This is a genomic window from Bifidobacterium saimiriisciurei (assembly GCF_010667655.1).
Taxonomy (GTDB): Bacteria; Actinomycetota; Actinomycetes; order Actinomycetales; family Bifidobacteriaceae; genus Galliscardovia; species Galliscardovia saimiriisciurei.
The window spans coordinates 131,450-154,124 of sequence record NZ_WHZU01000003.1 but is presented as its reverse complement, the minus strand read 5'-3'; the positions used below and the strand labels follow the sequence as shown (position 1 = coordinate 154,124).

Annotated in this window: 19 protein-coding genes; 14 read left to right on the top strand and 5 right to left on the bottom strand. The window is 58.2% G+C overall.

What is annotated here, in order from left to right; all coding sequences use genetic code 11:
* Positions 1 to 160: 160 nt before the first annotated feature.
* Entirely contained in the window at positions 161 to 1,975 is a 1,815-nt protein-coding gene (locus tag GFD18_RS02910) for an InlB B-repeat-containing protein (protein WP_163228254.1), read from the top strand.
* A 426-nt stretch (positions 1,976 to 2,401) separates the two neighbouring features.
* Entirely contained in the window at positions 2,402 to 2,860 is a 459-nt protein-coding gene (locus tag GFD18_RS02905; RefSeq protein ID WP_163199933.1) for a YhcH/YjgK/YiaL family protein, read from the top strand.
* 367 nt (positions 2,861 to 3,227) lie between these two features.
* Here GFD18_RS02905 and GFD18_RS02900 read toward each other — a convergent pair whose 3' ends face one another.
* Positions 3,228 to 4,124, bottom strand: a complete 897-nt coding sequence (locus GFD18_RS02900) for a dihydrodipicolinate synthase family protein (protein WP_163199934.1) — start codon at positions 4,122 to 4,124, stop codon at positions 3,228 to 3,230.
* A gap of 554 nt (positions 4,125 to 4,678) precedes the next feature.
* Here GFD18_RS02900 and GFD18_RS02895 point away from each other — a divergent pair.
* From GFD18_RS02895 to GFD18_RS02875, 5 genes are all read left to right on the top strand, one after another.
* The gene (locus GFD18_RS02895) at positions 4,679 to 5,647 is read left to right on the top strand and encodes a zinc-binding dehydrogenase (protein WP_204313989.1); all 969 of its coding nucleotides are present in this window, start codon (positions 4,679 to 4,681) and stop codon (positions 5,645 to 5,647) included.
* A 169-nt stretch (positions 5,648 to 5,816) separates the two neighbouring features.
* A complete protein-coding gene (locus GFD18_RS02890) occupies positions 5,817 to 7,133 on the top strand; it encodes an MFS transporter (protein WP_204313990.1) in 1,317 nt (438 codons plus the stop codon).
* Between the two features lie 91 nt (positions 7,134 to 7,224).
* The gene (locus GFD18_RS02885) at positions 7,225 to 8,103 is read left to right on the top strand and encodes an SMP-30/gluconolactonase/LRE family protein (RefSeq protein ID WP_163199936.1); all 879 of its coding nucleotides are present in this window, start codon (positions 7,225 to 7,227) and stop codon (positions 8,101 to 8,103) included.
* A 170-nt stretch (positions 8,104 to 8,273) separates the two neighbouring features.
* On the top strand, positions 8,274 to 8,936 hold the full coding sequence (locus GFD18_RS02880; RefSeq protein WP_163199937.1) for a GntR family transcriptional regulator: 663 nt from the start codon (positions 8,274 to 8,276) through the stop codon (positions 8,934 to 8,936).
* A 58-nt stretch (positions 8,937 to 8,994) separates the two neighbouring features.
* Positions 8,995 to 10,278, top strand: coding sequence for an enolase C-terminal domain-like protein (locus GFD18_RS02875; protein ID WP_163199938.1), 1,284 nt, complete (start codon positions 8,995 to 8,997; stop codon positions 10,276 to 10,278).
* A gap of 62 nt (positions 10,279 to 10,340) precedes the next feature.
* Here GFD18_RS02875 and GFD18_RS02870 read toward each other — a convergent pair whose 3' ends face one another.
* From GFD18_RS02870 to GFD18_RS02855, 4 genes are all read right to left on the bottom strand, one after another.
* A complete protein-coding gene (locus GFD18_RS02870; RefSeq protein WP_163199939.1) occupies positions 10,341 to 10,937 on the bottom strand; it encodes a zeta toxin family protein in 597 nt (198 codons plus the stop codon).
* Positions 10,855 to 11,223, bottom strand: coding sequence for a zeta toxin family protein (locus tag GFD18_RS11260; RefSeq protein ID WP_163199940.1), 369 nt, complete (start codon positions 11,221 to 11,223; stop codon positions 10,855 to 10,857). Before GFD18_RS11260 ends, GFD18_RS02870 begins: the two co-directional genes overlap by 83 nt.
* The gene (locus GFD18_RS02860; protein WP_163199941.1) at positions 11,220 to 11,513 is read right to left on the bottom strand and encodes a hypothetical protein; all 294 of its coding nucleotides are present in this window, start codon (positions 11,511 to 11,513) and stop codon (positions 11,220 to 11,222) included. The genes GFD18_RS11260 and GFD18_RS02860 overlap by 4 nt, the downstream gene beginning before the upstream one ends.
* Positions 11,514 to 11,732: 219 nt before the next feature.
* A complete protein-coding gene (locus tag GFD18_RS02855; RefSeq protein WP_163199942.1) occupies positions 11,733 to 12,809 on the bottom strand; it encodes a LacI family DNA-binding transcriptional regulator in 1,077 nt (358 codons plus the stop codon).
* Between the two features lie 295 nt (positions 12,810 to 13,104).
* Here GFD18_RS02855 and GFD18_RS02850 point away from each other — a divergent pair, with 295 nt between their 5' ends.
* From GFD18_RS02850 to GFD18_RS02820, 7 genes are all read left to right on the top strand, one after another.
* Positions 13,105 to 13,848, top strand: coding sequence for a glutamine amidotransferase (locus tag GFD18_RS02850; RefSeq protein WP_163199943.1), 744 nt, complete (start codon positions 13,105 to 13,107; stop codon positions 13,846 to 13,848).
* 84 nt (positions 13,849 to 13,932) lie between these two features.
* On the top strand, positions 13,933 to 14,949 hold the full coding sequence (locus tag GFD18_RS02845) for a DMT family transporter (RefSeq protein ID WP_163199944.1): 1,017 nt from the start codon (positions 13,933 to 13,935) through the stop codon (positions 14,947 to 14,949).
* A gap of 13 nt (positions 14,950 to 14,962) precedes the next feature.
* Positions 14,963 to 15,988 carry a linear amide C-N hydrolase gene (locus GFD18_RS02840; RefSeq protein WP_163199945.1) on the top strand — a complete coding sequence of 342 codons (1,026 nt, stop codon included), beginning with the start codon at positions 14,963 to 14,965 and terminating at the stop codon, positions 15,986 to 15,988.
* 1,521 nt (positions 15,989 to 17,509) lie between these two features.
* Positions 17,510 to 18,532, top strand: coding sequence for a zinc-binding alcohol dehydrogenase family protein (locus GFD18_RS02835; RefSeq protein ID WP_163199946.1), 1,023 nt, complete (start codon positions 17,510 to 17,512; stop codon positions 18,530 to 18,532).
* Positions 18,533 to 18,892: 360 nt separating this feature from the next.
* Positions 18,893 to 20,362, top strand: a complete 1,470-nt coding sequence (locus tag GFD18_RS02830) for an MFS transporter (RefSeq protein WP_163199947.1) — start codon at positions 18,893 to 18,895, stop codon at positions 20,360 to 20,362.
* Between the two features lie 528 nt (positions 20,363 to 20,890).
* Complete coding sequence (locus GFD18_RS02825) at positions 20,891 to 21,550, top strand: GntR family transcriptional regulator (RefSeq protein ID WP_163199948.1); 660 nt, start codon at positions 20,891 to 20,893, stop codon at positions 21,548 to 21,550.
* 119 nt (positions 21,551 to 21,669) lie between these two features.
* Complete coding sequence (locus GFD18_RS02820; protein ID WP_163199949.1) at positions 21,670 to 22,536, top strand: aldo/keto reductase; 867 nt, start codon at positions 21,670 to 21,672, stop codon at positions 22,534 to 22,536.
* The last annotated feature ends 139 nt before the right edge of the window (positions 22,537 to 22,675 follow it).

Genomic DNA, 22,675 nt, shown 5'->3' with positions numbered 1-22,675 from the left:
GTTTATATAAGGAGATAGTAGGAAGTACTGTCGAGGTCCAATTATGAGTTTCAAGAAGGTTATTGCGGGTGTCGCAGCAGTGGCCGCTCTGACGGTTTCGGCACCGTTTACCGCGCAGGCCGAAGAGAACCCCGCAAATGAATGCACGGTCAATTTCCGTGTGAATACGTATATCGTCGCATCTCAGACCAGCTGCGACGCGACCGTCGCCACCGCATTCGCCAACGTCGAGCGTTCCGTTGACGTGCCGGAAGGCAAGGCCATTGATTACTGGACGCTGAACGGCCAGCGCGTGAACACCGGCGCCAAGATCGGCGAGCCCGAGTTCAAGGCCACGAACGTCGCCGGCGTTCCCGGCGCCACGCTCGACGCCGTGCTGAAGGACGTCGCCGCCCCGGCCCCCGTCAAGCACACCGTGATCGTATCCACCAAGGGCGGTGTGATCCAGAACGGTGAGTTCGCCGGCCAGTCCGGTGACGTGCAGCTCACCCTCACCGAGGGCGCCAACCTGTCCGCTTCGCTGCCGACGCTGAACCGTCTCGATTACGTGTTCGGCGGCTGGTACTACGAGAACGGCAAGGCCGTCGGCGCTACCGATACGGTGACCGGCAACGTCTCCGTGTTCGCCAAGTGGACCGCCGCCGAGGTCGATCCCGGCATGGGCGTGACCACGCACACGGTGACCGTGTCCACCAAGGGCGGTGTGATCCAGAACGGCGAGTTCAAGGGCGAGTCCGGTGACGTGCAGCTCACCGTCGGCGAGGGCGAGAAGCTGTCGTCCGTGCTGCCTGAGCTCAAGCGCGACGGCTACACCTTCCGCGGCTGGCACTACACCGACACCGTGGCCGTCGGCACCTCCACCGCCGTCGGCGCCGACGATGTCGTCAAGGGCGATGTCGCCGTCTACGCCACGTGGGACCTGGCCGACGTCGACCCCGGCGCCTCCGTCAAGACCTACACGCTGACCGTGTCCACCAACGGCGGCACCATCCAGGACGGCGAGTTCAAGGGCGAGTCCGGTGACGTGCAGCTCACCGTCGGCGAGGGCGAGAAGCTGTCGTCCGTGCTGCCTGAGCTCAAGCGTGACGGCTTCGACTTCCACGGCTGGCACTACGCCGATGCGACGGGCCACGGCACCTCCACCGCCGTCGGCGAGAACGATGTCATCTCCGGTGACGTCGCCGTCTACGCCACATGGGATCTGTCCGTGGTCGATCCCGGCGCCTCCGTCAAGACCTACACGCTGACCGTGTCCACCAACGGCGGCGAGATTCAGAACGGCGAGTTCAAGGGCCAGTACGGTGACGTGCAGTACACCGTCGGCGAGAACCAGAACGTGCTGTCCGTGCTGCCTGAGCTCAAGCGTGACGGCTACACCTTCCGCGGCTGGCACTACGCCGACACCAAGGCGCATGGCACGAACACGACCGTCGGCAAGGACGATGTGTTCTCCGCCGACGAGCATATCGTCGCGCTGTGGGATGCCGCGGACGTCGACCCGAACATGAACGTCGCCCAGTACACGGTCGTGTACAACACGAACGGCGGCAACATCGATGGCGAGACCGGTGACTTCTCCCTGCAGCTCGGCAAGGGCGAGACCATCCTCGACAAGCTGCCGACCTCCTCCACCCTCAAGCGTGACGGCTACAAGCTGGCCGGCTGGGCCTACGCCGAGACCGGCACCGACAAGGACGGCACCGCAGTGAAGTCCACGGACACCGTGAGCGGTGACGTGTACAAGCTCGTGGCCCAGTGGACCAAGGTCGTGCCCGCCGCCACCCTCACCCCGGCCCAGAAGGCCGAAGCGAAGAAGAGCGAGACGAAGCAGGCCGAGGCCAAGAAGGCCGCCGCAAAGCAGAACACCGGTGCCACCCTGAGCAAGACCGGTTCCGCCGTCGCCGGTGTGGCCGTGTTCGCCGTCGTCGCACTCGCCGGTGCCGCCGTCGTCCTGCAGCTGCGCAAGCGCGCCTGACCGGTAACGGTCCAATCCGGGATTCTCATACTTGGGTTGGTGTCCGGTCAAGCTTCTTCACATGCAGTTGAAGGCATGGAATCGCCTTCGAAATGATTCCGTGCCGGATGTATGGCCTAACGGCCATTAGCCCAAGGGGGCCCGGAACATCCTCGTGATGTTCCGGGCCTCTGTTTGTTTTCCCTCGGTGGAGTGCGGCTCCAGTTGATCTGCTGCTTCGTTTTGGGTTGCGGTTCCGTTTTGGGTTGCGGTCCCGTTCGGGCCGTGGCTTCGTTCGGGGTTTTGATCGCTCCGATTGGAATCCTGCCCTGTGCGATTCGTCCGGTGGCATGTGGCCGCCGATTCGTGAAACCGATTCCATTCCTTGGGTCTCTTCCGAGTAAGGTGGACGGCGGATAATTCCACCATCGAACGAAAGGAATCCACATGTTCGCTGCTGGCATCGACGCCGCGGAACGATACGACTACTGCGACGACGAATTCAAGACCGTCTACGCCTGGCTGCGCGACCCGGCGCTCTCATCGCTCGAGCCGGGCACGTACCCGATCGAAGGCTCGCACAGCGTCGCCTATGTGCAGGAATACGACACCCGCGAGGCCGACGAAGGCCGTTTCGAGACCCACGATCATTTCTTCGACGTGCATTATGTCATCGAGGGCCGCGAGCGCGTGTACCTGTGCAAGCGCAACGGACTCGTGCTGCACGAGCGTGACGACGACACCGATCTTTCACTGTATGACGATCCGGCCATCGACGGCGGCCTGCTGCTCGAGGCCGGCTCGTTCGTCGTGGTCGCTCCGGAGGACGCGCACAAGCCGCGCTGTTCCGCCAACCCCGGCAGCCGCGAGCACGTCCGCAAGGTCGTCGTCAAGGTCCCGGTCTGAGTTTTGACCCGACGCGATGGACTGCGTCGTGTATGCGCCGTTTTGCGTCGCAATCCATCGATATCGGCCTGATTCCCATGGACTGCGGCGTTTTTCGTTGAAAAAACGGCGCAGTCCATCGGCCGAGAATCATCCGTGGCCAAGAAACCGCATAATTGCAACGGTTCTGGTTTTCGTCCTGCGGATTTTTGATGGACTGCGTTGCAAAATGCCCGATATGCGCCGCAGTCCATCGGAATCCATCTGATTTTCATGAATTGCAATGCACTTTTCTAAAAATGTGCTGTAGTCCATTGACGGGTGTTTGACGCTGCGAATTTCATCGCTACGGCGATTCGGTGAGTTCCCTATTTGTGATAATCGCTTGTCAGTCATCCTGCCGGCACAGCTGGCGAATCGTCTCGTACTGTTCATCGGTGAGCTGTACGGCCGGTTCGCGAACGAGGGTGGAGATCGGCAGTCCCTTGGCCTTGACGGCTCCCTTGATCGCCGAAATGAACAGGTCCGCGCAATCGTAGATGGCCATGAGATGGCTGATGCGCTGGGCCGCCTTCACCGCCGTGGCGTAGTCTCCGGCCTGATATGCGCGGTGCATGGTGACGAACGTCTCCGGCTCCACATTGGTCAGTCCGCACAGTACGCCGTTGCCGCCGGAGACCCGGTTGACCAGGTAGTACTCGTCATAGCCGGAGAGCACCGAGAAATCGGGATTCGCCGGTCTGACCGCGCTGATGACCTTGCGTGTATGGCTGATGGTGTCCACGGTGTCCTTGATGCCGACGATGGTGGGGCACTGCCGCTGAAGCTGCGCCACGAGCTGCGGGCTGAGGTCGTTGCCGGTGCGGGCGGGGAAGTTGTAGAGGATGACAGGCAGGTCGGTGGCCTTGGACACTGTGGTGAAATACCGTTCGGCGGCCGCGTCGTTGGGGCCGAAGTAGTAGGGGCTGACCGCCACCAGTGCATCGGCGCCCGTCTGCTCGCAGAATTTCGCGAAGTCGACGACGTCGTCGATGTTCGTGTCGCCGATGCCGACGAGCACGCTCATGCGGCCGGCCACATGCCGTACGGCGAATTCGACCGCGCGCTTCTTCGTCTCCAACGGGAACGCGAAGAATTCGCCGATGCTGCCGAAGACCAGCACGCCGTCGATTCCTGCTTCGATGAGGTGGTCGAGATGTTCCCCCCATAATTCGAGGTCGAGTGTGCCGTCGTCGTGGGTGATGGTGATGGAAGGGCAGTATATTCCCTCGAATCGTACGGTCATGTTCGTGTGCTCCTTTGCTTGGGCGTCGCGGTCGGGGAAGGCTTTCCTCTTGGCCGACGACTGGTTGCCGTTATGCGACACGCCGTCGTCATCATTGAAAACATTGGTGTCGTTGACATATTTCTATCACGATTTGGTGCTTCGTTATCGAACTGTTATTCTAATTACACAACTTGTATACAAGATGTATTCAAAAAATACAACGAGTGTGCAGGTACTCCGACGTTGCCTTCCGAACGAAGTTGTTCGGGGGGGGGGCTTCGTCTGAGGATATTTCATCATTGGTATATCCATCAATTTCAATGGCATGCAGTAATGCACGTCGGCTTCAACGAAGAAGTGAAAGGAGTGCGCATGATTGACAGTGAAGCGGTTATCAGGCGCAACATGCCTGATTACCAGCTTTCCTCAGCTTGTCTCGGGTGAATGACCGTTTCGAAATTCAGTGATGAATCAAACGAACGCAACATTCATTTTCGAGACGGAAGGAAAGCATAACAATGAAAGCAGCAGTCGTTTACGGCCCCAATGATCTTCGCATCGAAGAGCGTCCAATGCCCGAAATCAAGGCGGCGGACGAGGTATTGGTGAAGATTCGCGCCGTGGGTGTGTGTGGTTCCGACATACACATGCTCGCCGGAGAGAATCCGTTCGCGAAGTTCCCGCGTGTGATGGGCCATGAGATGGTCGGTGAGGTCGTCGAGTTCGGCGATGCCGTCAAGGATCTCGAGCCGGGCGATCACATCGTCATCGAGCCGATCACCTATTCGGGCAAGAGCTATGCGGTGCGTCGCGGCATGCCGAACGTGAGTGAGGATCTCAAGGTCAACGGCGTGCACGTCGACGGCGGTCAGCAGGAGTATCTGGTCATCAAGAACATCCAGGCCCACAAGATCCGCAAGGACATCCCGTGGACCACGGCCGTGCTCGCCGAGCCCTACACCATCGCCGGACAGTCGTCCACGCGTGGCCAGGTCGGGGCGGCGGACCGTGTGTTCATCCACGGCGCCGGTCCGATCGGCATTGCGCTGACCCGCATCTGCAAGGTCAAGGGCGCCACGGTCATGGTCTCCGATGTGGTCGATGACAAACTGGAGTTCGCGAAGGCCAGCGGCGCCGACGTGGTGGTCAATCCCGCGAAGGAGGACTTGGTCGAGGCGGTGTACGAGTGGACCGGCGGGGAGATGGCGAATATCGTCATCGATGCCGCCTGCCTGCCGCAGACGTTCCAGAAGAGCTTCGACCTCGTCTCCGTGGCCGGCACTATCGTGGTGCTCGGCATGGACGGGACCCCGGTCCCGATTGCGCAGAAGCCGTTCATGGCCAAGCAGCTCACCGTGGTGGGCTCCCGCCTGCAGGCCTTCCAGTTCGATCCCATCATCCGTCTGCTGGAGGAAGGCGTCATCGGTGACGACGGCCTCGTCACCCACGTGATTCCGTTCGAGAAGGTGCAGGAGGGCATCGACCTCATGCACGAGCATCCCGAGCAGGTCAAGAAGCTGGTCCTCACCTTCGAGGACTGAGCCCTACGTGTTCGCTGCGGAAATTAATGCTTCGCAGCGCCTGTGGGGAGGCCTTCTGATGTGACCTCCCCATCAACAACGATTCCTCTTTTCCCATCGCCAGTAGGCAATGCGGCCAGCGGTGGGAGATGGGATTTCTCCTCAACGATGTAGAGAAAAAGGAAAGAATATGAGCAATAGTCAGGGAGTGCAAACCAAGAGCTCTTGGTTGCCCAAGGCGCATCCGGTCTCCTGGGGCATGTTGGCCATCGGCACCAGCTCCATGCTGTTGATTTCCATCGACAGACAGATTCTGCCCACCGTGCTTCCCGCCATCATGAAGGAGTTCGGCATGAACTCCACGCAAGGCGGTTTCATCAGCTCGCTGAACTTCATCGGCACTCTGCTCGGTGCCGCGATTATCGGCGTTGTCGCCGATAGCATTGGTCGAGGCTACAAGCGTACTTGGGCATGGTGGGGAAGCTGCTTCCTTGCCATTATCTCCGGTCTGGCCACGTTCTTCACCAAAGGCGTGTTCAACCTTCAGCTGTGGCGAGTGGTCATGGGACTTGGTACAGGTGCCATGGAACCTGCCAACGTCGCTCTCGTCAGTGACTTCTGGCAGAAGGAAAACCGAGGATTCGCCCTTGGTGTAAACCACACCGGTATGCCTCTCGGCCAGTTCATCGGACCTGCCCTGCTGTCGATTGTTCTGCTCTATGGCGGCTGGCGCGATGCCTTCCTATGGATTCCCGCCATCGGCATCCTGCTGATCATCGCCCAGTGGCTCGTCGGCAGCAAGAAGAACGAGATGAAGGTCCGTGGATGGATTGACGAGCATGGCATGACCCAGCCGTACTCCAAGGAGGATGTGGAGAACAAGCTCGGTGTCAAGCAGTCGTTCATGAACGCCGTCAACTCGCTGAAGAACCGTAATATCCGTCTGGCCATCACCATGGACTTCCTGTTCCTGTGGACGGAGATGGGCGTTGCCACCTTCCTTACCCTGTACCTGATGGATCACCTTGGCATCGGTCTTGCACAGGCAGCTCTGATTTCCGGCGCCTCCGGCATCACCGGTTGGTTCGGTCTGATTCTGTGGGGCACCGTTTCCGACCATATCGGCCGTCGTCCGGCTCTCGGCATCGTCACCGTCGGCTTCGCAGCCACCGTGTTCTGTCTCACCTTCATCAACAGCGTGCCGACCGCTTGGGCCATGCTCATTATCTGGGGCCTGTTCCGTAACGCGCCGTTCGCCGTCATCAACTCCCTGACCGTCGATTCCGCACCGAAGGAGGCGGCCTCCTCGCTCGGCTTCCTGGTCGGTATCGGCTACGGCCTCTCCGGCACCCTGGTCTCCCCGGTCATCGGCTGGGTCATCGACCAGTGGGGTTACTCCACCAGCTACGTCATCCTTGCCATCTCCTGCCTGCTGGTGTTCATCCCGCTGCTCATGGCCAAGGAAACCGCCGGTCGCAAGCTCAAGGCACAGCAGCTCAAGGGCTGAACGGCAGACGCGTACAACATCAATCAATCGCAATAACAATAAACAACCGCAATAACAAATCAACATTCATCAGATATGAAAGGTAATAATCATGGCTGAAGTGCAGACGCTGGTGGAATGCCACAACCGACTCGGCGAAGGCCCCTCCTACGACGATAAGAACGACTTGCTCTACTGGGTGAACATCTTCGAGAAGGAGATCTTCCGCTACGATTTCGCCACCGGTGAGGTCGAGAAGCGCACGCTGCCCAAGTACGTCGGCTACATCGTCCCGACGGAGAAGAAGGGCGTTGTGCTCGTAGGCCTTCAGGATGGTGTGTATCTCTATGATTACAGCGACTCCACACTGGAATTCATCGGTGGCCCTGATGGCCATGACCCGCTGACCTACCGTTTCAATGACGGTAAGTGCGATGCCAAGGGTCGCGTCTGGGCTGGTACCGCATCCTGGTTTGAGGAGCGGTTCGATGCGTCCTTCTACCGTGTGGAAAATGGTAAGTTCACTCCGATGCTGCAGGGCGTGAACGTTTCCAATGGCCTCGGTTGGAGTCCCGACAACAAGCACCTGTTCTATATCGATTCCGGCAAGTACACCGTCTATAAGTTCGATTTCGACGTCGAGACCGGCGAGATCTCCAACAAGCGTGTGCTCATCGATTTCAAGGATCAGCACGCCAATCCCGATGGCATGACCGTCGATGCTGACGGCAACCTGTGGATTGCCAACTGGGGAGGCTTCAAGGTTTCGCAGTGGAACGGTGAGACCGGCGAGAAAATGCGCGAGATCAAGTTCCCGGCCAAGCGAGTCACCTGCCCGGTGTTCGTCGGCAAGGACTTCTCCAAGATGGTCGTGACCACGGCGACGCATGGACTCTCCGACGAAGAGCTGGCGGAAGGTCCCGGCGCCGGCAACGTCTTCATCGTTGATGCCGGTGTCAAGGGCTTCAAGACCAACTTCTACGCACTGTAAATGATTCGTTGAATCCCTGGTCGGCAGGTTCCTTCCCTTTCCTCCTGCCGACCGCGATGCCGGCGCTCTGCATGGCGAGATGGCAGTCTCTGAATGAAGACGTCGGCATCATTCTTCGGCAAGTCACCTGGTGCGGAGAGAAAGGAGCGGACGTAAATTATAGTGCTAGTATGACGCAGAACAAGAGGGACGTGGTATACGGGTTCATTCGTGAGCGAATCGTCATGGGACAGTATCGCCCTGGCGATTTGTTGGATGAACAGACGTTGGCTGATGAGAACGGGGTGAGCCGCACCCCGGTCCGAGAGGCCGTGCGCCGTCTTGTGGAGGAAGGATTGGTGCAGGTCCTGCCTCGGAGGGGAATACTGGTCAGCCAGATTTCCCTTAAAGGAATCAACGACATGATGGAGGCTCGGTATCTGCTCGAACCATTTCTGCTGCGCAAGGGATTCCCATTGCTGGATGTAGAACAGTTAGTAGAATTCCGACGTCACGAGCAGAAGAAAATCGATGATGGTGATTCCCGGGTGGAACAATCCACTGAAGATTTCGATACCATATTGCACTTATATCTTTCCGGTAAAGCCGACAATGATTATCTGAGCGATACCATGCGTCGGCTGATGACTCAGAATCAGCGTATGAGGGCGCTTACCTCCACTCTGCGCAGCGAACGTGTGCTGGAATCCTGCCGCGAGCATGTGGCAATCCTTGATAGGGCAATCGACGGGGACCTTGACGGTGCTGTGATTGCGCTGCAGGAGCATCTGCGACATTCAAGGGAAAGCTACGGACTTCTTGGCGATTTCAAACACGAATATTTCAGTTTGTAAAGCGAAGCCTTTTTACAACATGCTGGCTTCGCTTGTCTTTAGGCAAAGGAGCCGTTTTATGTCTAGATTTACTGATGTCAAAGTATTCGATTTTCGTTTTCCGACGTCGAACACGTTGTCGGGTTCGGATGCGATGAACCCGGATCCGGATTACTCGTCGGCGTATGTGGAGATCCACACGGATGCGGACGATGGAATCAAGGGCGTGGGCTTCGTGTTCACGATCGGCCGCGGCAACGACGTGGTGTGCAAGGCGATCGAGTCGATGGGCGAGCGTCTGGTCGGCATGGAGGTCGAGCCGTTGCTGGACGACATGAAGAGGGCGTGGGACCTGTTCGTCCATGACTCCCAGCTGCGCTGGCTGGGCCCGGAGAAGGGCGTGGAGCACATGGCCATCGGCGCGGTGCTCTCCGCATTGTGGGACATCAAGGCCAAGCGCGCCGGCAAGCCGCTGTGGCGTCTGCTGGCGGAGATGGAGCCGGAGGAGCTGGTCTCCACGCTGGACTTCCGGTACATGACCGACGCGCTGACCCCCGAGGAGGCCGTCGAGATCCTCAGGGCCGGGCAGAGGGGCAAGGCCGAGCGCATCGAGCATCTGCTCGAGACCGGCTACCCGGGCTATTCGACCGCGGCAGGCTGGCTGGGCTACTCGGACGAGAAGATGGTGGCGCTGGCCAGGGAGGAGAGCCAGGTCAAGGGCTTCAGGCAGATCAAGCTCAAGGTCGGCCAGAACGTGGACGACGACCTGCGCCGCCTGGCCCTGGCGCGCGAGGCGATCGGCCCGGACGTGCGTCTGGCGGTGGACGCGAACCAGGTGTGGGACGTGCCCACCGCGATCGAGTGGATCAACCGGTTCCACGAGTTCGACCTGGCGTGGGTGGAGGAGCCCACCAGCCCGGACGACGTGATCGGGCACGCGACCATCGCCCGGGCGATCAACCCGATCCCGGTGGCCACGGGCGAGCAGATGCAGAGCCGCATCATGTTCAAGCAGTACCTGCAGGCCAACGCGTTCGGCATCATGCAGATCGACGCGACCCGTGTGGCGGGCCCCCAGGAGATCGTGCTGGAGTACCTGCTGGCCAGGAAGTTCAACAAGCCGGTGTGCCCGCACGCGGGCGGCGTGGGCCTGTGCGAGGCGGTGTGCCACTTCGCGATGTTCGACTACGTGGCCGTGTCGGGCACGACCGAGGGCCGCATGATCGAGTACGTGGACAACCAGCACGAGCACTTCGTGCACCCCACCGTGATCCGCAACGGCAACTACATGGCCCCGACCGCGCCCGGCAACGGCACCGAGATGACCCTCGAGACCGCCGAGAAATACCTCTACAAAGGCTGACCGACGGCGGGGCTGTCAACGAATGACTGACGGACTTCTCTCGACTGAGAGAAGTCCGCTTTTTATTGTCGATCGGCCCAGTCTTTGAGTTCATCCATTGAAGTCAGGTAAGGGAGGCTGGATGGAGTCGCGTTCGGGTATCCGAATGCAGCGTACTTTATTTTCAGCATCATGTCTGCGGCTTCGGTCTCTTCAGGGGTGAACCGTTCATGCAGGAGTATGAGCTGGAGCAGGGTTCTTTGAATCGATTGCTTCTCGGTGGCGTCGAGGGCGCGACGAAATTCTCGGCTCCAGCTTTCCACGAACGCAGATGGATTGAAACCGTCATAGAGTTCGGATCCGGATCGATTTAATACCGTAAAGCGGTGGAATAATCCGCTGGAAGCGATTAACGGAACGTTTTCCATCAGTGCGACGACAGTGTTTTCATGTGCTTTCGGAGGGGTCCATCGAGCCTCGTGCCCGTTGGCCATATCGAAGTAGAAACGGGAGAGAATGCCAAGACGGCTGAGCGTCGGAGGGACGGCGACCAATACGGCATGGGTGATTCGTCCCATGGCCTTTGCTCGTCGGGCTTCATTGAGTACGGTGGATGCATTCCTCCAGGTGCCTTCGATAATGGAGGATATGCCGTTTTCGTTGGTGTATTGGACCGTCATACCTCCATGCGCCGGCGGCATCGGCTGTGACGTCAGGCATGTCTAGCGGATGATTTTCCAGCAGTTCTCGGTACTGGGGATGGTATTGGCGAAAATCATCGCCGATGATGGGCAGAACAGTGTTATGCGAATATCGCTGTCGCATAATAATTTGTGTACGTGTTTTTCCTGAACCGGGTTGGCCGCCGATGAAAATGGTTACTGGCTCTGCGGATTTTTCGCAACTGGCGGCAATCGTTGGAAGAATACGCTTCTTCCAACGCGAAAGCACGAAGTCGTCGTTCATAGCAGCGTCTTCAGGTAACGTCGGCGATCATCCCATTCGCGCTTGAGCCTGATTTGCTCTTCTCTATCCGAATGCTTGGTATTCATCCGATGACGATTCAGCTCAAGGCTTTCCGCAAACCAGCGGCGATATGCATCATCATCATTGGAGGCCTCAGCTGAGTCCATAAGCGACTGTAGGTAGCCGCCAAGCATAGTCCCGCTCTCAAAGAACACGTCGTAGAGTGTAGAATCGTCGAGATTCTCCATCATCGGTGTCGGGGTGATACGTGATGCAGCAACTGATGTCATATTTCACCTCCCTGGCCATAAGTAAAAACATACTTCGACTTATTCTCTCATATTTCTGCCATTTGCGGTTGGTGTAATCTGGCCAGTCAGGTCAATTTGATGGCTTGCGGCCGTTATCCTCATTAACTGCGAAGACGGTATTTTTCTTGTATTGGTGTCTGGCATTTGCAGAAATATGGACAGGCTTACAGATTCCAATGGCTGATCTTGCCGGTATCATTATTCGTTCCGTGGCACTGCGGATTCTCGAATCGTTAATGTCAGAGGCAGACGTATGCTGTCTCCCCGTTTCGAGGGTGTGACTTCGTCGTTGTCTCGGAACAGTAGATTCAGTGCGGCGATTGCCATGTCGTCGATGGGCTGGGTGAGTGTGGTGAGGCTGGGGCGTAGCCACTTGCCGGTACGAATGCCGTCGCATCCGACCACGGAAAGATCCTGCGGGATGGAGATGCCATACTGTTTGCACACGGAGATCAGGCCGATTGCCACGATGTCGGATCCGGCGAATACCGCAGTTGGGCGATTTTCGGGCTGAGTTAAATATGTCAGTACACTGGCGCCATATTCTTCAGTGTAAGGGCCTGAGAATACGAGCTGTGGATCATAAGGGATTCCGGCGTTCTCCAATGCGGCTTGGTATCCGCGCAGACGTTCCGTGGTGGTGCTCAACATCGTCGGTCCGGCGATGTGGGCAATGCGGCGATGCCCCAGTGAAATAAGATACGACGTCGCCTGATAGGCTCCAGAATAATTATCCACGGTGACGATATTCGGATGAGACTGTGTAGGGATGGTTATATCCTCGTCAAGCAGAACCAATCTGATTGGCGAGGTGGCCAGATGATTCAGTGCGCGATTGGTGCGATGCATTCCGGCATAGATTAGCCCATCGAATTTTTTGGATTCGATGACGTGGTTCACCAGTCTGGATTCAGTGCTGGGCTGTCGACCTGAAACCATGATTTCCAACGTATGATTGCCTGCCTGAGCTTGTGCGGCGATGGCCTCACATAGGGATGCATAGAACGGGTTGGTGAGTTCCGGGACTATCAAGGCTATGTCGTGTCCAATTGATGGGCTGGCGGTGTGCTCGATGACGGGTCGATTGAGTGGAGGCGTTTTTGTCTCGGTGGTTTCATCCAGGGGGAAAGAAGGGGACGAATATCCGAGTTCGTTTGCGGCCTGACGGATCTTTTCAGCGGTTTCGGTCTTGATGGAAAGCTGTCCGCGGAAATAGCGGGATACCGTAGAAGCTGATACCCCGGCCTGTCTGGCCACTTGCGAGAGCGATGCCATTGCACTGACCTCATCAATTCTGTTGTTCCGACGTTGTTGGTTCGACATCGTGTGACCGCACTGCGACGAGCGAGGGGCAACGATTCGTTTTGTTTTCCCAGTGTATCTCGTGGTGGTAGGGGGGAGTTTGTTTTTTGCCATTTTCGTTGCGTAAATTTTGCGCATCGATGCGCCATGAGGCGACACGCCGTTGCGTTGATTGCTGGAAATATAGCAGTTACATTAAAGACAACGTTGCGCAATGAAACGCAATATGATGTGATATCAACGCAATCAATGATGAAAGGAAGTTGATATGGCGAAAGTTCTTTTGGCGGGGGAATCGTGGATTTCCTCTACTACTGAATTTAAGGGATATGACTCGTTTACCAGTACCAAACTGGAGATTGGGTGCGAGGTTTTGTTGCGTGAACTACGCAACGCTGGACATGAAATCACTCACCTTCTGGCTCACGACGTTCCTGAGCATTTTCCGTGGACTCGCGATGAGCTCGATCGATATGACGTGGTGATTCTTTCCGACATCGGTTCCAATTCGCTTGTGCTGTCTAATGGCGTATTTGCCTTGGGAAGGCCTTCTTTCAATCGTATGATGCTGCTGCGTGATTGGGTGAGGGACGGTGGCTCCCTGATGATGGCCGGTGGCTATCTTTCGTTTGCTGGGTTCGAGGGCAAGGCCCATTATCGCGGTACTCCGGTGGAGGAGGTTCTGCCGGTTGAGATTCTGCCCTATGATGATCGCGTCGAGGCACCGCAGGGAATCAATCCAAAGGAAGTCGGGGCCAATGTGATTTGCGATGGATTGGGGGAGTTCCCTCGAATTCTTGGATATCAGAAGGTGACTCCGAAAAGTGACAGCCATGTACTGATGACGGTGGATGATAATCCGCTGCTGATTACGGGAACGTATGGGAAAGGACGGTCCCTTGCTTATACCACTGATATTGCGCCTCATTGGGCATCCGAGGAATTCATGGATTGGTCGGGATATGGGCCATTCTTCTCCCGCTGCATCGATTGGCTGGCCGGTACCCTATAGGCCGACTTCGTAAAACCTTTCATTTCCATTCGACTTCAAAACGTTCCATGCATTAATCATCTAATCAATTGAAAGAAGAAGATCATGTCCAATTCATCTTCGTCGCTTAACGGTGGTAAGTCGGTTGCGGTTCCGCTGCTGTTCCTTGCCACCGTGCTCGCGGGTATGCTTTCCCCCATGCAGTCTGCCGTAAACGGGCAAGTGGGCAAGGAGCTTGGTGATGGCAACGCTTCTGCGGTGGTGTCATTCGGATCCGGATTAGTGGTGATGATTATCATCATTTTGGCTCGTAGCTCTACACGTCAGCAGTTCGCTTCGATTCCTGGAAAGATTACTTCTCGGTCGATTCCTTGGTGGAATTGGCTTGCCGGTTGCTGCGGGGCGATGGTGGTGTTCTCCGAGGGAGCTTCAGCATCGGTGCTGGGTGTCGCTACTTTCCAGACCACGCTAATTTCCGGCATGGTGCTTTCGGGTTTGCTGTGCGATCGCCTCGGTATTGGCGTCGACGTCAAGCAGCCATTCAATTTCCCTCGAATCCTCGGTGCTGTGCTGGCTATCGTTGCTACGATTCTGGTGGTGCTGCCGAATTGGCAGGCTCCGTCGGTGATTGCACTTGCCGTTCTGCCGTTCCTTGCCGGTCTGCTTGCGGGCTGGCAGCCGGCCGGTAATTCTGCGGTGGCCCGAGAGACCGGATCTATGCTGGTCTCCATCACTTGGAACTTCATCGTTGGTTTCTGCGTGCTCGGTAGTGTACTGCTCGTCCGTGTGCTTACCGGTGCTGTTTCCTTCCACCTGCCGAAGACGTGGTGGATGTATCTTGGCGGTCCTCTCGGATTGCTGTCCATTGCGCTGATGGCTTTGCTGGTTCGTGGCCTTGGCTTGTTGCTGCTTGGTCTGGCGTCCACTGCTGGTCAGCTGATTGGTTCGGTGTTGATTGATTGGCTGGTGCCTGCGCTCGGCAATCATGTATATGGAATCACCGTGGCCGGTGCACTGGTTGCCTTGGTCGGTGCTGCAATCGCCATGATCCCTTCCGCGAAGAACGAGGTGTCGGTCAGCGACATCGCGCGTGAGCAGACCGTGTCGTCGGTAGACCGGTAAGGAGGCGTCTCATATGTGCACGGGCATTGAACTGACAAGTATTCAAGGCAATCCTTACTGGGGAAGGACTCAGGATTTCGAGCAGGATTTTGAATACGCGGGTGTGACGATTCCTTCTGGAACCCGTATCGCTTCCACCACTACTCCTTTTACCGTGAAATGCGCGGTCATGGGCATTGTTTGGGCCGAGGATGTGCATGAACATCCCGTGGTGCTTGACGGCATCAATGAACATGGCATTTGCGGTGGCTCGTTCTATTTCGACCACTTCTATCGGTATGTCTCTACTGAGAAAATTCGGGAATCCGGCAAGGTGGTACTGCGTGGTGAGGAGCTGGTTACATGGATTCTTACGCAGTATTCGTCTCTGGATGAGATTTGTAATCGATTGAATGATGATATCGGTATCACGACTGAACCCGGTCCGATGATGGGGATGTCCGTGCCCCAGCATGCCGTGTTCCAGGACGAGACAGGCAGGTCAATTGTGGTGGAACCTTCGAAGGAGAACGGATTCCGTATCTTTGAGAATCCTCTGGGCGTATTCACCAATGCGCCTACCTTCGATTGGCATCTGAATAATCTCAAAACGTATCTGGAACGTTCGTCGAATCGTACGTTTGCGTATCGTGATGATGAGCCCATAGCTCGATTCACCATGGACGAGCCGATGAGTGGACCTCTTGGGCTGCCAGCCGACTACAAGCCGGAATCTCGGTTCTTGCGTGCGGCCTATGCCAAATTAATGTCGGTTGAGGTAACTGACGAAGAGGCGGTCAACCAAATTTTCCAGTTACTCAGCTGTGTAAACACGCCTAAGGGCATGCTGAGGATTCGGCAGGATAAGCAGGTACTGGTTCCTTGGACTCAGTACACTGCGGTTTACGACATAGCAGGAAAGACCCTGTATGCAAATACTTACGATAATCACGCCGTACGTGTGATGAAGTTTGATGATTCCAGCCGGTGGGGAAGCGGACTGCGGTATTTCCGCTTCTATGAAGACAAGCCGCAGTACGTGCCGTTCGGCGAGTGGTGATTGCCGACCAATGTCGTATCATCTGACTAATTTTCGGTTGCTTTCGTTTGTGTTTCCGTTGATGTTGTGACCGGTTATGGGTGGGTGCCGCTGTATTGCGGGATCCGCCCATATTGATGTTGCGGAATCTGATGCCACTGAATCGCGTATTTGGTGATTGCGGCCGATGAGGATCGTAATCGTGATTGATTCGTCCCGCTAATCCTTCTTTCGCCTTGTCGATTATGGACTGTGTCGTATATGCGCCGTTTTGCGTCGCAATCCATCGATATCGGCCTGATTCTCATGGACTGCGGCGTTTTTCGTTGAAAAAACGGCGCAGTCCATCGGACGAGAATCATCCGTAGCCAGGAAACCGCATGATTGCAACGGTTCTGGTTTTCGTCCTGCGGATTTTTGATGGACTGCGTTGCGGATTCCGGTAAATGCGCCGCGGTCCATCGGAATTCTCCCGTTTCCTATGGATTGCGTTGCAAATCTCGATAAATGCGGCGCAGTCCACTATGAAGCATGGGGCCTATGGATTCCATTGCGAATCGGGATGAATCGATCGCAATCCATCAAACGTGTGCGTGGCGACGCTTTGCGTCACGCGGATGTGGATTGCTGCACAAGGATCGTCGCGGCCCATCGGGTGGAAGGGAGCCGTCATGCATGAGGCAGGTGGGGGCCTGCCATGTCATGTATAGGGACGAGTAGGGGAGCGGCGATGAAAGCTCCACGAAAAAACGGATTGGCGGAATCCACGAGAAAGGGGCGTCGATTGTGCCGGTCTTGGCATGAATCGTCGGGGAATCGGCGAAGGACCATTGAACAATGACGTGATGGCTGGCTTATATCGGACTTTGGCGATGCCATTGATTCCAATGTCTTACGTGGGGCGTCTCCGATCTGGAAAGCTGCCGATCTCGACGGCTGCGGGGGATTTCGAAGGCCGCAGGACCTTGATGGCCGTGGAGGTCCGGCCGGTTGCCCCGCGCCTTGTTCGGGGAATGTCGAAGGAAAACGGCGACTGGTCGATTGCATTCTTGCGTGTGGTTATTGGGACAGCGTGTCGCAAGCTATCGCAACGTGACCGGCAGACTATCGATTATTGCGAAAACCTTTTTTAGGGCATCGTTTCCCAAAACGGGTTGACGCATCGTATTTTCATGTTATTATCTTGTTATAAATCAATTATAATTTAAAAATAATCAAGGGATAACGAAGAAGATTCGCATGATTCCAACGGTTTGCGTCAATGATGAGGTAAACGAACCATCGCCTGCCAAGTCATTGCATCAATGTCGTGAAGCCGGGCATGGGGCGAAAGCCACCAGCGCGGCGACGTGACGGCCGGCGGACCCATCGGATCGGATTCGTACGGGGCATTCGAACGATATCGGGCCGCATTCGAATGCCGACAACACCACGGCCCGGACTCCTCGACGACGAAGAGGAACGCGACGCGTTCAGCGATGAACCCGGTGAGAACCGGTGCCGGTGCAGACCGGCGGCGAAGCACAAAGGAAAGGACGACCAATGAAGGCCATCGTAGTGAAGGGACCTCACGAGCTCAGCATCGAAGAGGTGGCGAAGCCGCAGATCGAGGAACGTGACGACGTGCTCGTCAAGATCAAGGCCGTGGGCGTGTGCGGCTCCGATGTGCACATCCTGCATGGCGAGAACCCGTTCGTCACCTACCCCCGCGTGATGGGCCACGAGATGGTCGGCGAGGTCGAGGAGGTCGGCTCCGGCGTGAACGACCTCGAGCCGGGCGATCACATCGTCATCGAGCCGATTACCTACTCCGGCAAGAGCTACGCGGTGCGTCGCGGCATGCCGAACGTGAGCGAGGACCTCAAGGTCAACGGCGTGCACGTCGACGGCGGCGAACAGGAATACCTCGTCATCAAGAACATCCAGGCCCACAAGATCCGCAAGGACATCCCGTGGACCACGGCCGTGCTCGCCGAGCCCTACACCATCGCTGGCAACTCCACCACCCGCGGCGACGTGCGCGCCGGAGACCGCGTGCTCGTGCAGGGCGCCGGCCCGATCGGCATCGCCATCCTGCGTGTGGCCAAGGCCAAGGGCGCGACCGTGATGGTCTCTGACATCGTCGACGAGAAGCTCGAGTTCGCGAAGGCCAACGGCGCCGACGTGGTCGTGAACACCAGGACCCAGGATCTCAAGGAGGCCGTCGCCGAGTGGACGCACGGCGAGATGGCGAACATCGTGCTCGACGCCGCCTGCCTGCCGCAGACGTTCCAGGCCTGCTTCGACCTCGTCTCCGTGGCCGGCACCATCGTGGTGCTCGGCATGAGCCCCGAGCCGGTCCCGATTCCGCAGAAGCCGATCATGGCCAAGCAGCTCACCGTGGTGGGCACCCGCCTGCAGGCCTTCCAGTTCGACCCGATCATCCGCATGATGGAGGCCGGCACGCTGCGCGACGACGGCATGGTCACCCACGTCTTCGACTTCAACGACGCCGAGAAGGCCTTCAAGCTGCTCGATGAGCACCCCGAGGAAGTCAAGAAGCTCGTCCTGACCTTCGGCGACTGAAGTTCCCGGCGAATGACATCCGCATCGGCGTCCACGGCCGGTTCCTCCGGCCGGACGCCGAATGCGACAACTGAATTTTCGACGGTCGTCGCAGCGCCTCGCGACATCGCCGATACCCCCGAACGTCGGGCGGCCGGTTTCGCCGGAGCGGAAGGTTGTCTTCCGTCCTGACCAGGTTCCGCCCCGGTTTTCCGCCCTTCCTCCTTGCCGGCCGCCCACGTTCGACACCTTCGGCATTCCCGCACGGACGATGAAGTCCGTGCCCGGAGATTTCAACAGATTTCCAACAGAATTTCCGACATCGGATCTTCCGACAGATTACAGATTTTCCAATATCAACGCACGAAAGAGAGAAGAATCATGGCTGATTCCACTGCCGTCGCGCCTCAGGCGAATGGCGCCGAGCCAACGCTGGCCCAGCGCACCACCGCCGATCTCATCAAGGCCGCCGTCTCCGGCTGGCTCGGCACCGCGCTCGAGTTCATGGACTTCCAGCTCTACTCGCTGGCCGCCGCACTCGTCTTCAAGGACATCTTCTTCGGCCATGGCTCGCAGGCCATCGCCATCATGTCGGCCATGGCCGTGTACGGCGTGGGCTACGTGGCCCGCCCGATCGGCGCCTGGTACTTCGGTCGTCTGGGCGACCGCATCGGCCGCACCAAGGTGCTGTTCATCACCATCGCCATCATGGGCTGCGCCACCACGCTGATCGGCGCGCTGCCCACCTACGACCAGGTCGGCCTGCTCGCCCCGGCACTGCTCGTGCTGCTGCGTCTGGCCCAGGGCTTCGGCGCCGGCGCCGAGATCGCCGGCTCCTCCGTGCTCCTCGCCGAATACGCCCCGAAGAAGCACCGCGGCATCGTCTCCGCGTTCACCGCGCTCGGCACCAACTCCGGCACCCTGTTCGCCGGTCTGATCTGGGCCATCCTGCTCGGCTGGCTCGGCAACGACGCCGTCGTCAACTGGGGCTGGCGCATCCCGTTCCTCGGCTCCGTCATCGTGATGGGCGTGGCCGTCTTCATCCGAATCCACCTCAAGGAGACCCCGGTCTACGAAACCTCCGTGGAGGAGACCATCGCCGGCTACGACAAGCCGATCGACAAGGATTCCGAGAAGGCCCGCAAGGAGGCCGAGAAGAAGGCCGCCGCCGAGATCGCCAAGACCCCGCGCTCCCTCAAGGCGTTCATCATCGCCTGCGTCCTGCGCTTCGGCCAGTGCGGCAACTCCGGCATGGTGCAGACCTACCTCATCACCTTCCTCACCGCCAACCTGCTCGTCTCCAAGTCCGTCGCCTCGAACGTGGTCGTCTACTCCTCGCTCGTCGGCTTCCTGACCGTGCCGTTCATCGGCTGGTGCGGCGACCGGATCGGCCGCGAACGCATGTACAAGATCGTCACCATCGTCGGCCTGATCATCATCGTCCCGTGCTTCCTGCTCATGGTCAACAACCTCGGCACCGACACCACGCTCGAGCAGACCGCCAACGGCATGATCCCGCACTTCTCCAACCCGACCCTGCTGTTCTTCATCGGCTACATCGTGATGCACAACATCACCGTGCTCTCCTTCTTCTCGCTGGAGAACATCACCATGGCCGAGTGCTTCGGCTCCGCACACCGCTACGAGCAGCTCGCCCTCGCCAAGGAGATCCCGAACCTGATCACCGGCGGTTTCGGCCCGCTGATCGCCGCCGCGCTGGTTACCGTGTTCAACTCCTGGATCGCCCTCGCCGTGCTCATGGCCTTCTACACCGTGTGCACCCTGATCGCCGCGATCATCATGCCGGAGGTCACCGGCCGCGACCTGACCGCCCGCGAGGACGCGATGTGATCGTTTCGATGTGATCGTCGCAAGGCGATCGCCTGCAGGATGGCCGTCGGAGGATGAGATCTCTCGTGAGATGCCCCCGACGGCCGTCCTCCCTGATTGTTCATCAACCGGTTCCCGCGGCCGAAGCGGACGATCCCGCTGGAGGCCTGACCGCCCGCGCTGCCAGCGGCCAACGGAATCATGATGACGGAAACACCGCGCCCGACCCCGGAGGATATGCCCCCTAGGGTCGGGCGCAGTCATTGGCGACGGGCTGCCGTCGCGCTGGTGACGACGATTCCGCGCGTCGCCCGACAATCAACCTCATTCACGTATCGTGACCGGAATCGAAGCCGACGTCGATGATGCCGCCGGTGTCGAAGGCAATCGTTTTCTTCCGTATTCCCCCGTTTCATCGTCCGACGTGTCGGTAATCGTGCCGTTTACGCGTAGGGGAAACGTTACACGCTCGTCGGACGTACGAAAAACGGAGGAAAAGTTGGAAATATTGGTTTTTCGGCCACTTGACCATAGGTAATATGTGCAATTATGACACGGAGCAAGAAGGATATCGCGTACGAATATCTGCGTCAGCGGATCATATCGTGCGAATTGAAGCCTGGTGACTATCTCGACGAGCAGGAGGTCGCCCAGTCGCTGGGTATCAGCCGTACCCCCGTTCGCGAAGCGGTCAATCGGCTTGCGGAGGAGAAGCTGCTGCAGCTCATGCCGCGCAAGGGAGTGGTGGTCAGCCAGCTTTCCGTCAAGGACGCGTTCGACATGCTGGAGACCCGTCAGATGGTCGAGCCGGAGATCCTGCGCAAGGCTTTTCCCAATCTTGACCGTGAATCGGTGATCAGGTACCGCGATTACGTGGTCTCGAAGATCGAGTCCAAGGACGCCACCACGGAGGAGGTCAGCCGCGACTTCGACTTCGAGCTCCATATGTATTTCGCCGAACGCACCGGCAACTCCTGTCTTGTGGACATCATGAAGATGCTGATGACGCAGAACCAGCGTGTGCGTGCGGTGATGGCGTCCATCCGCTCCGAACGCGTGCGCGATGCATGCCGGGAGCATCTGGCCATCCTCGATGCCATCCTCGCCGGCGACGAGGAGAAGGCCGTCGAGGCGATGCGTCTGCATCAGGACAACGCCATCGAGGACTTCCGCCACCATTACCGCACCCGTCAGGCGTTTTTCATGTGATATCGACAGGGCCGGCGATAGACTGGCGGTGACGGTCTCGTCGGCCGGCCACGGCCGCCGAAACCATGTCGTACACGCCATAGTCACGTATAATCGCGTTTGATTCAAGGAGCCCAATCATGGTGATGCATCGCAATCTCGGCCCGTTCGACACCACGGCCATCGGCCATGGCGAAATGCCGCTGACCATCGAAAACAACCGCGGCCATGCCGTCGGCATCGAGACGCTGCATGCTTCGCTCGACGCCGGCTGCCGCCACATCGACACCGCCTGGGCGTACTACACGCCGGGCGAGGAGGAGCAGACCGGCGAGAAGCTCACGCGCGAGGCGCTCGAGACCTGGAGCGGTCCGCGTGACGAAGTGACCGTCGCCACCAAGATCGGTCTGCGCCGCGAATGGGGTCCGAACGGCGAGCCGCTGTGGCCGCGCGACGGCAAGCCCGAGCATCTGCTCGCATATGGCAAGCAGTCGGCGCAGGCGCTCGGCGTCGATGCCATCGACCTGCTGTACCTGCACCGTCACGATCCCGAGGTGCCGTACAACGAATCCATCGAGGCGCTGAAGCAGCTTGTCGACGAGGGCGTGGCCAAGTACGCCGGCGTCTCCAACGCGAGCATCGAGCAGATCGACATCGCCCGCGGCATCCTCGGAGACAAGCTCATCGCCGTGCAGAACCAGTACTCGCCGATTCATCTCGAAACGCAGGACACGCTCGATTACTGCGCCAAGCTGGGGCTGGCCTTCGTCTGCTGGTCGCCGCTCGGCGGCTACCGCCATCCGTACGACGAGTCCAAGTTCGACCCGTTCCGCGATGTCGCGGCCGCGCATGGCGTGAGCTACCAGCAGGTCGTGCTCGCGTGGGAGCTCGCCAAGGGCGACCACATGTTCGTGATTCCCGGCGCGCACCGTCCCGAGACCATCCTCGATTCGCTCAAGGCCGGCGATCTTGAGCTCACCGACGAAGAGCTCGCCAAGCTCGGCTGAGACCGCGGCAGTTCGGTCGGCACCGTGTCCGGAGGCCTCCCTTAGGGGAGGCCTTTTGTTTTCCCGGGTTATTTTTCCTCCTGTTTTTCCCATCATCGGCGTGGATTATCCACGGATTGTTATTGTTTTATACGTTGGT

What these genes read in the sequence shown, in the direction of transcription:
- GFD18_RS02905 (WP_163199933.1), top strand. Translation starts at nt 2,402, where the DNA reads ATGTTCGCTGCTGGCATCGACGCCGCGGAACGATACGACTACTGCGAC.
- GFD18_RS11260 (WP_163199940.1), bottom strand. Translation starts at nt 11,223, where the DNA reads ATGAACGACGACTTCGTGCTTTCGCGTTGGAAGAAGCGTATTCTTCCA.
- GFD18_RS02895 (WP_204313989.1), top strand. Translation starts at nt 4,679, where the DNA reads ATGCCCGAAATCAAGGCGGCGGACGAGGTATTGGTGAAGATTCGCGCC.
- GFD18_RS02860 (WP_163199941.1), bottom strand. Translation starts at nt 11,513, where the DNA reads ATGACATCAGTTGCTGCATCACGTATCACCCCGACACCGATGATGGAG.
- GFD18_RS02820 (WP_163199949.1), top strand. Translation starts at nt 21,670, where the DNA reads ATGGTGATGCATCGCAATCTCGGCCCGTTCGACACCACGGCCATCGGC.
- GFD18_RS02900 (WP_163199934.1), bottom strand. Translation starts at nt 4,124, where the DNA reads ATGACCGTACGATTCGAGGGAATATACTGCCCTTCCATCACCATCACC.
- GFD18_RS02870 (WP_163199939.1), bottom strand. Translation starts at nt 10,937, where the DNA reads ATGACGGTCCAATACACCAACGAAAACGGCATATCCTCCATTATCGAA.
- GFD18_RS02875 (WP_163199938.1), top strand. Translation starts at nt 8,995, where the DNA reads ATGTCTAGATTTACTGATGTCAAAGTATTCGATTTTCGTTTTCCGACG.
- GFD18_RS02850 (WP_163199943.1), top strand. Translation starts at nt 13,105, where the DNA reads ATGGCGAAAGTTCTTTTGGCGGGGGAATCGTGGATTTCCTCTACTACT.
- GFD18_RS02855 (WP_163199942.1), bottom strand. Translation starts at nt 12,809, where the DNA reads ATGGCATCGCTCTCGCAAGTGGCCAGACAGGCCGGGGTATCAGCTTCT.
- GFD18_RS02885 (WP_163199936.1), top strand. Translation starts at nt 7,225, where the DNA reads ATGGCTGAAGTGCAGACGCTGGTGGAATGCCACAACCGACTCGGCGAA.
- GFD18_RS02880 (WP_163199937.1), top strand. Translation starts at nt 8,274, where the DNA reads ATGACGCAGAACAAGAGGGACGTGGTATACGGGTTCATTCGTGAGCGA.
- GFD18_RS02890 (WP_204313990.1), top strand. Translation starts at nt 5,817, where the DNA reads ATGAGCAATAGTCAGGGAGTGCAAACCAAGAGCTCTTGGTTGCCCAAG.
- GFD18_RS02825 (WP_163199948.1), top strand. Translation starts at nt 20,891, where the DNA reads ATGACACGGAGCAAGAAGGATATCGCGTACGAATATCTGCGTCAGCGG.
- GFD18_RS02830 (WP_163199947.1), top strand. Translation starts at nt 18,893, where the DNA reads ATGGCTGATTCCACTGCCGTCGCGCCTCAGGCGAATGGCGCCGAGCCA.
- GFD18_RS02845 (WP_163199944.1), top strand. Translation starts at nt 13,933, where the DNA reads ATGTCCAATTCATCTTCGTCGCTTAACGGTGGTAAGTCGGTTGCGGTT.
- GFD18_RS02840 (WP_163199945.1), top strand. Translation starts at nt 14,963, where the DNA reads ATGTGCACGGGCATTGAACTGACAAGTATTCAAGGCAATCCTTACTGG.
- GFD18_RS02835 (WP_163199946.1), top strand. Translation starts at nt 17,510, where the DNA reads ATGAAGGCCATCGTAGTGAAGGGACCTCACGAGCTCAGCATCGAAGAG.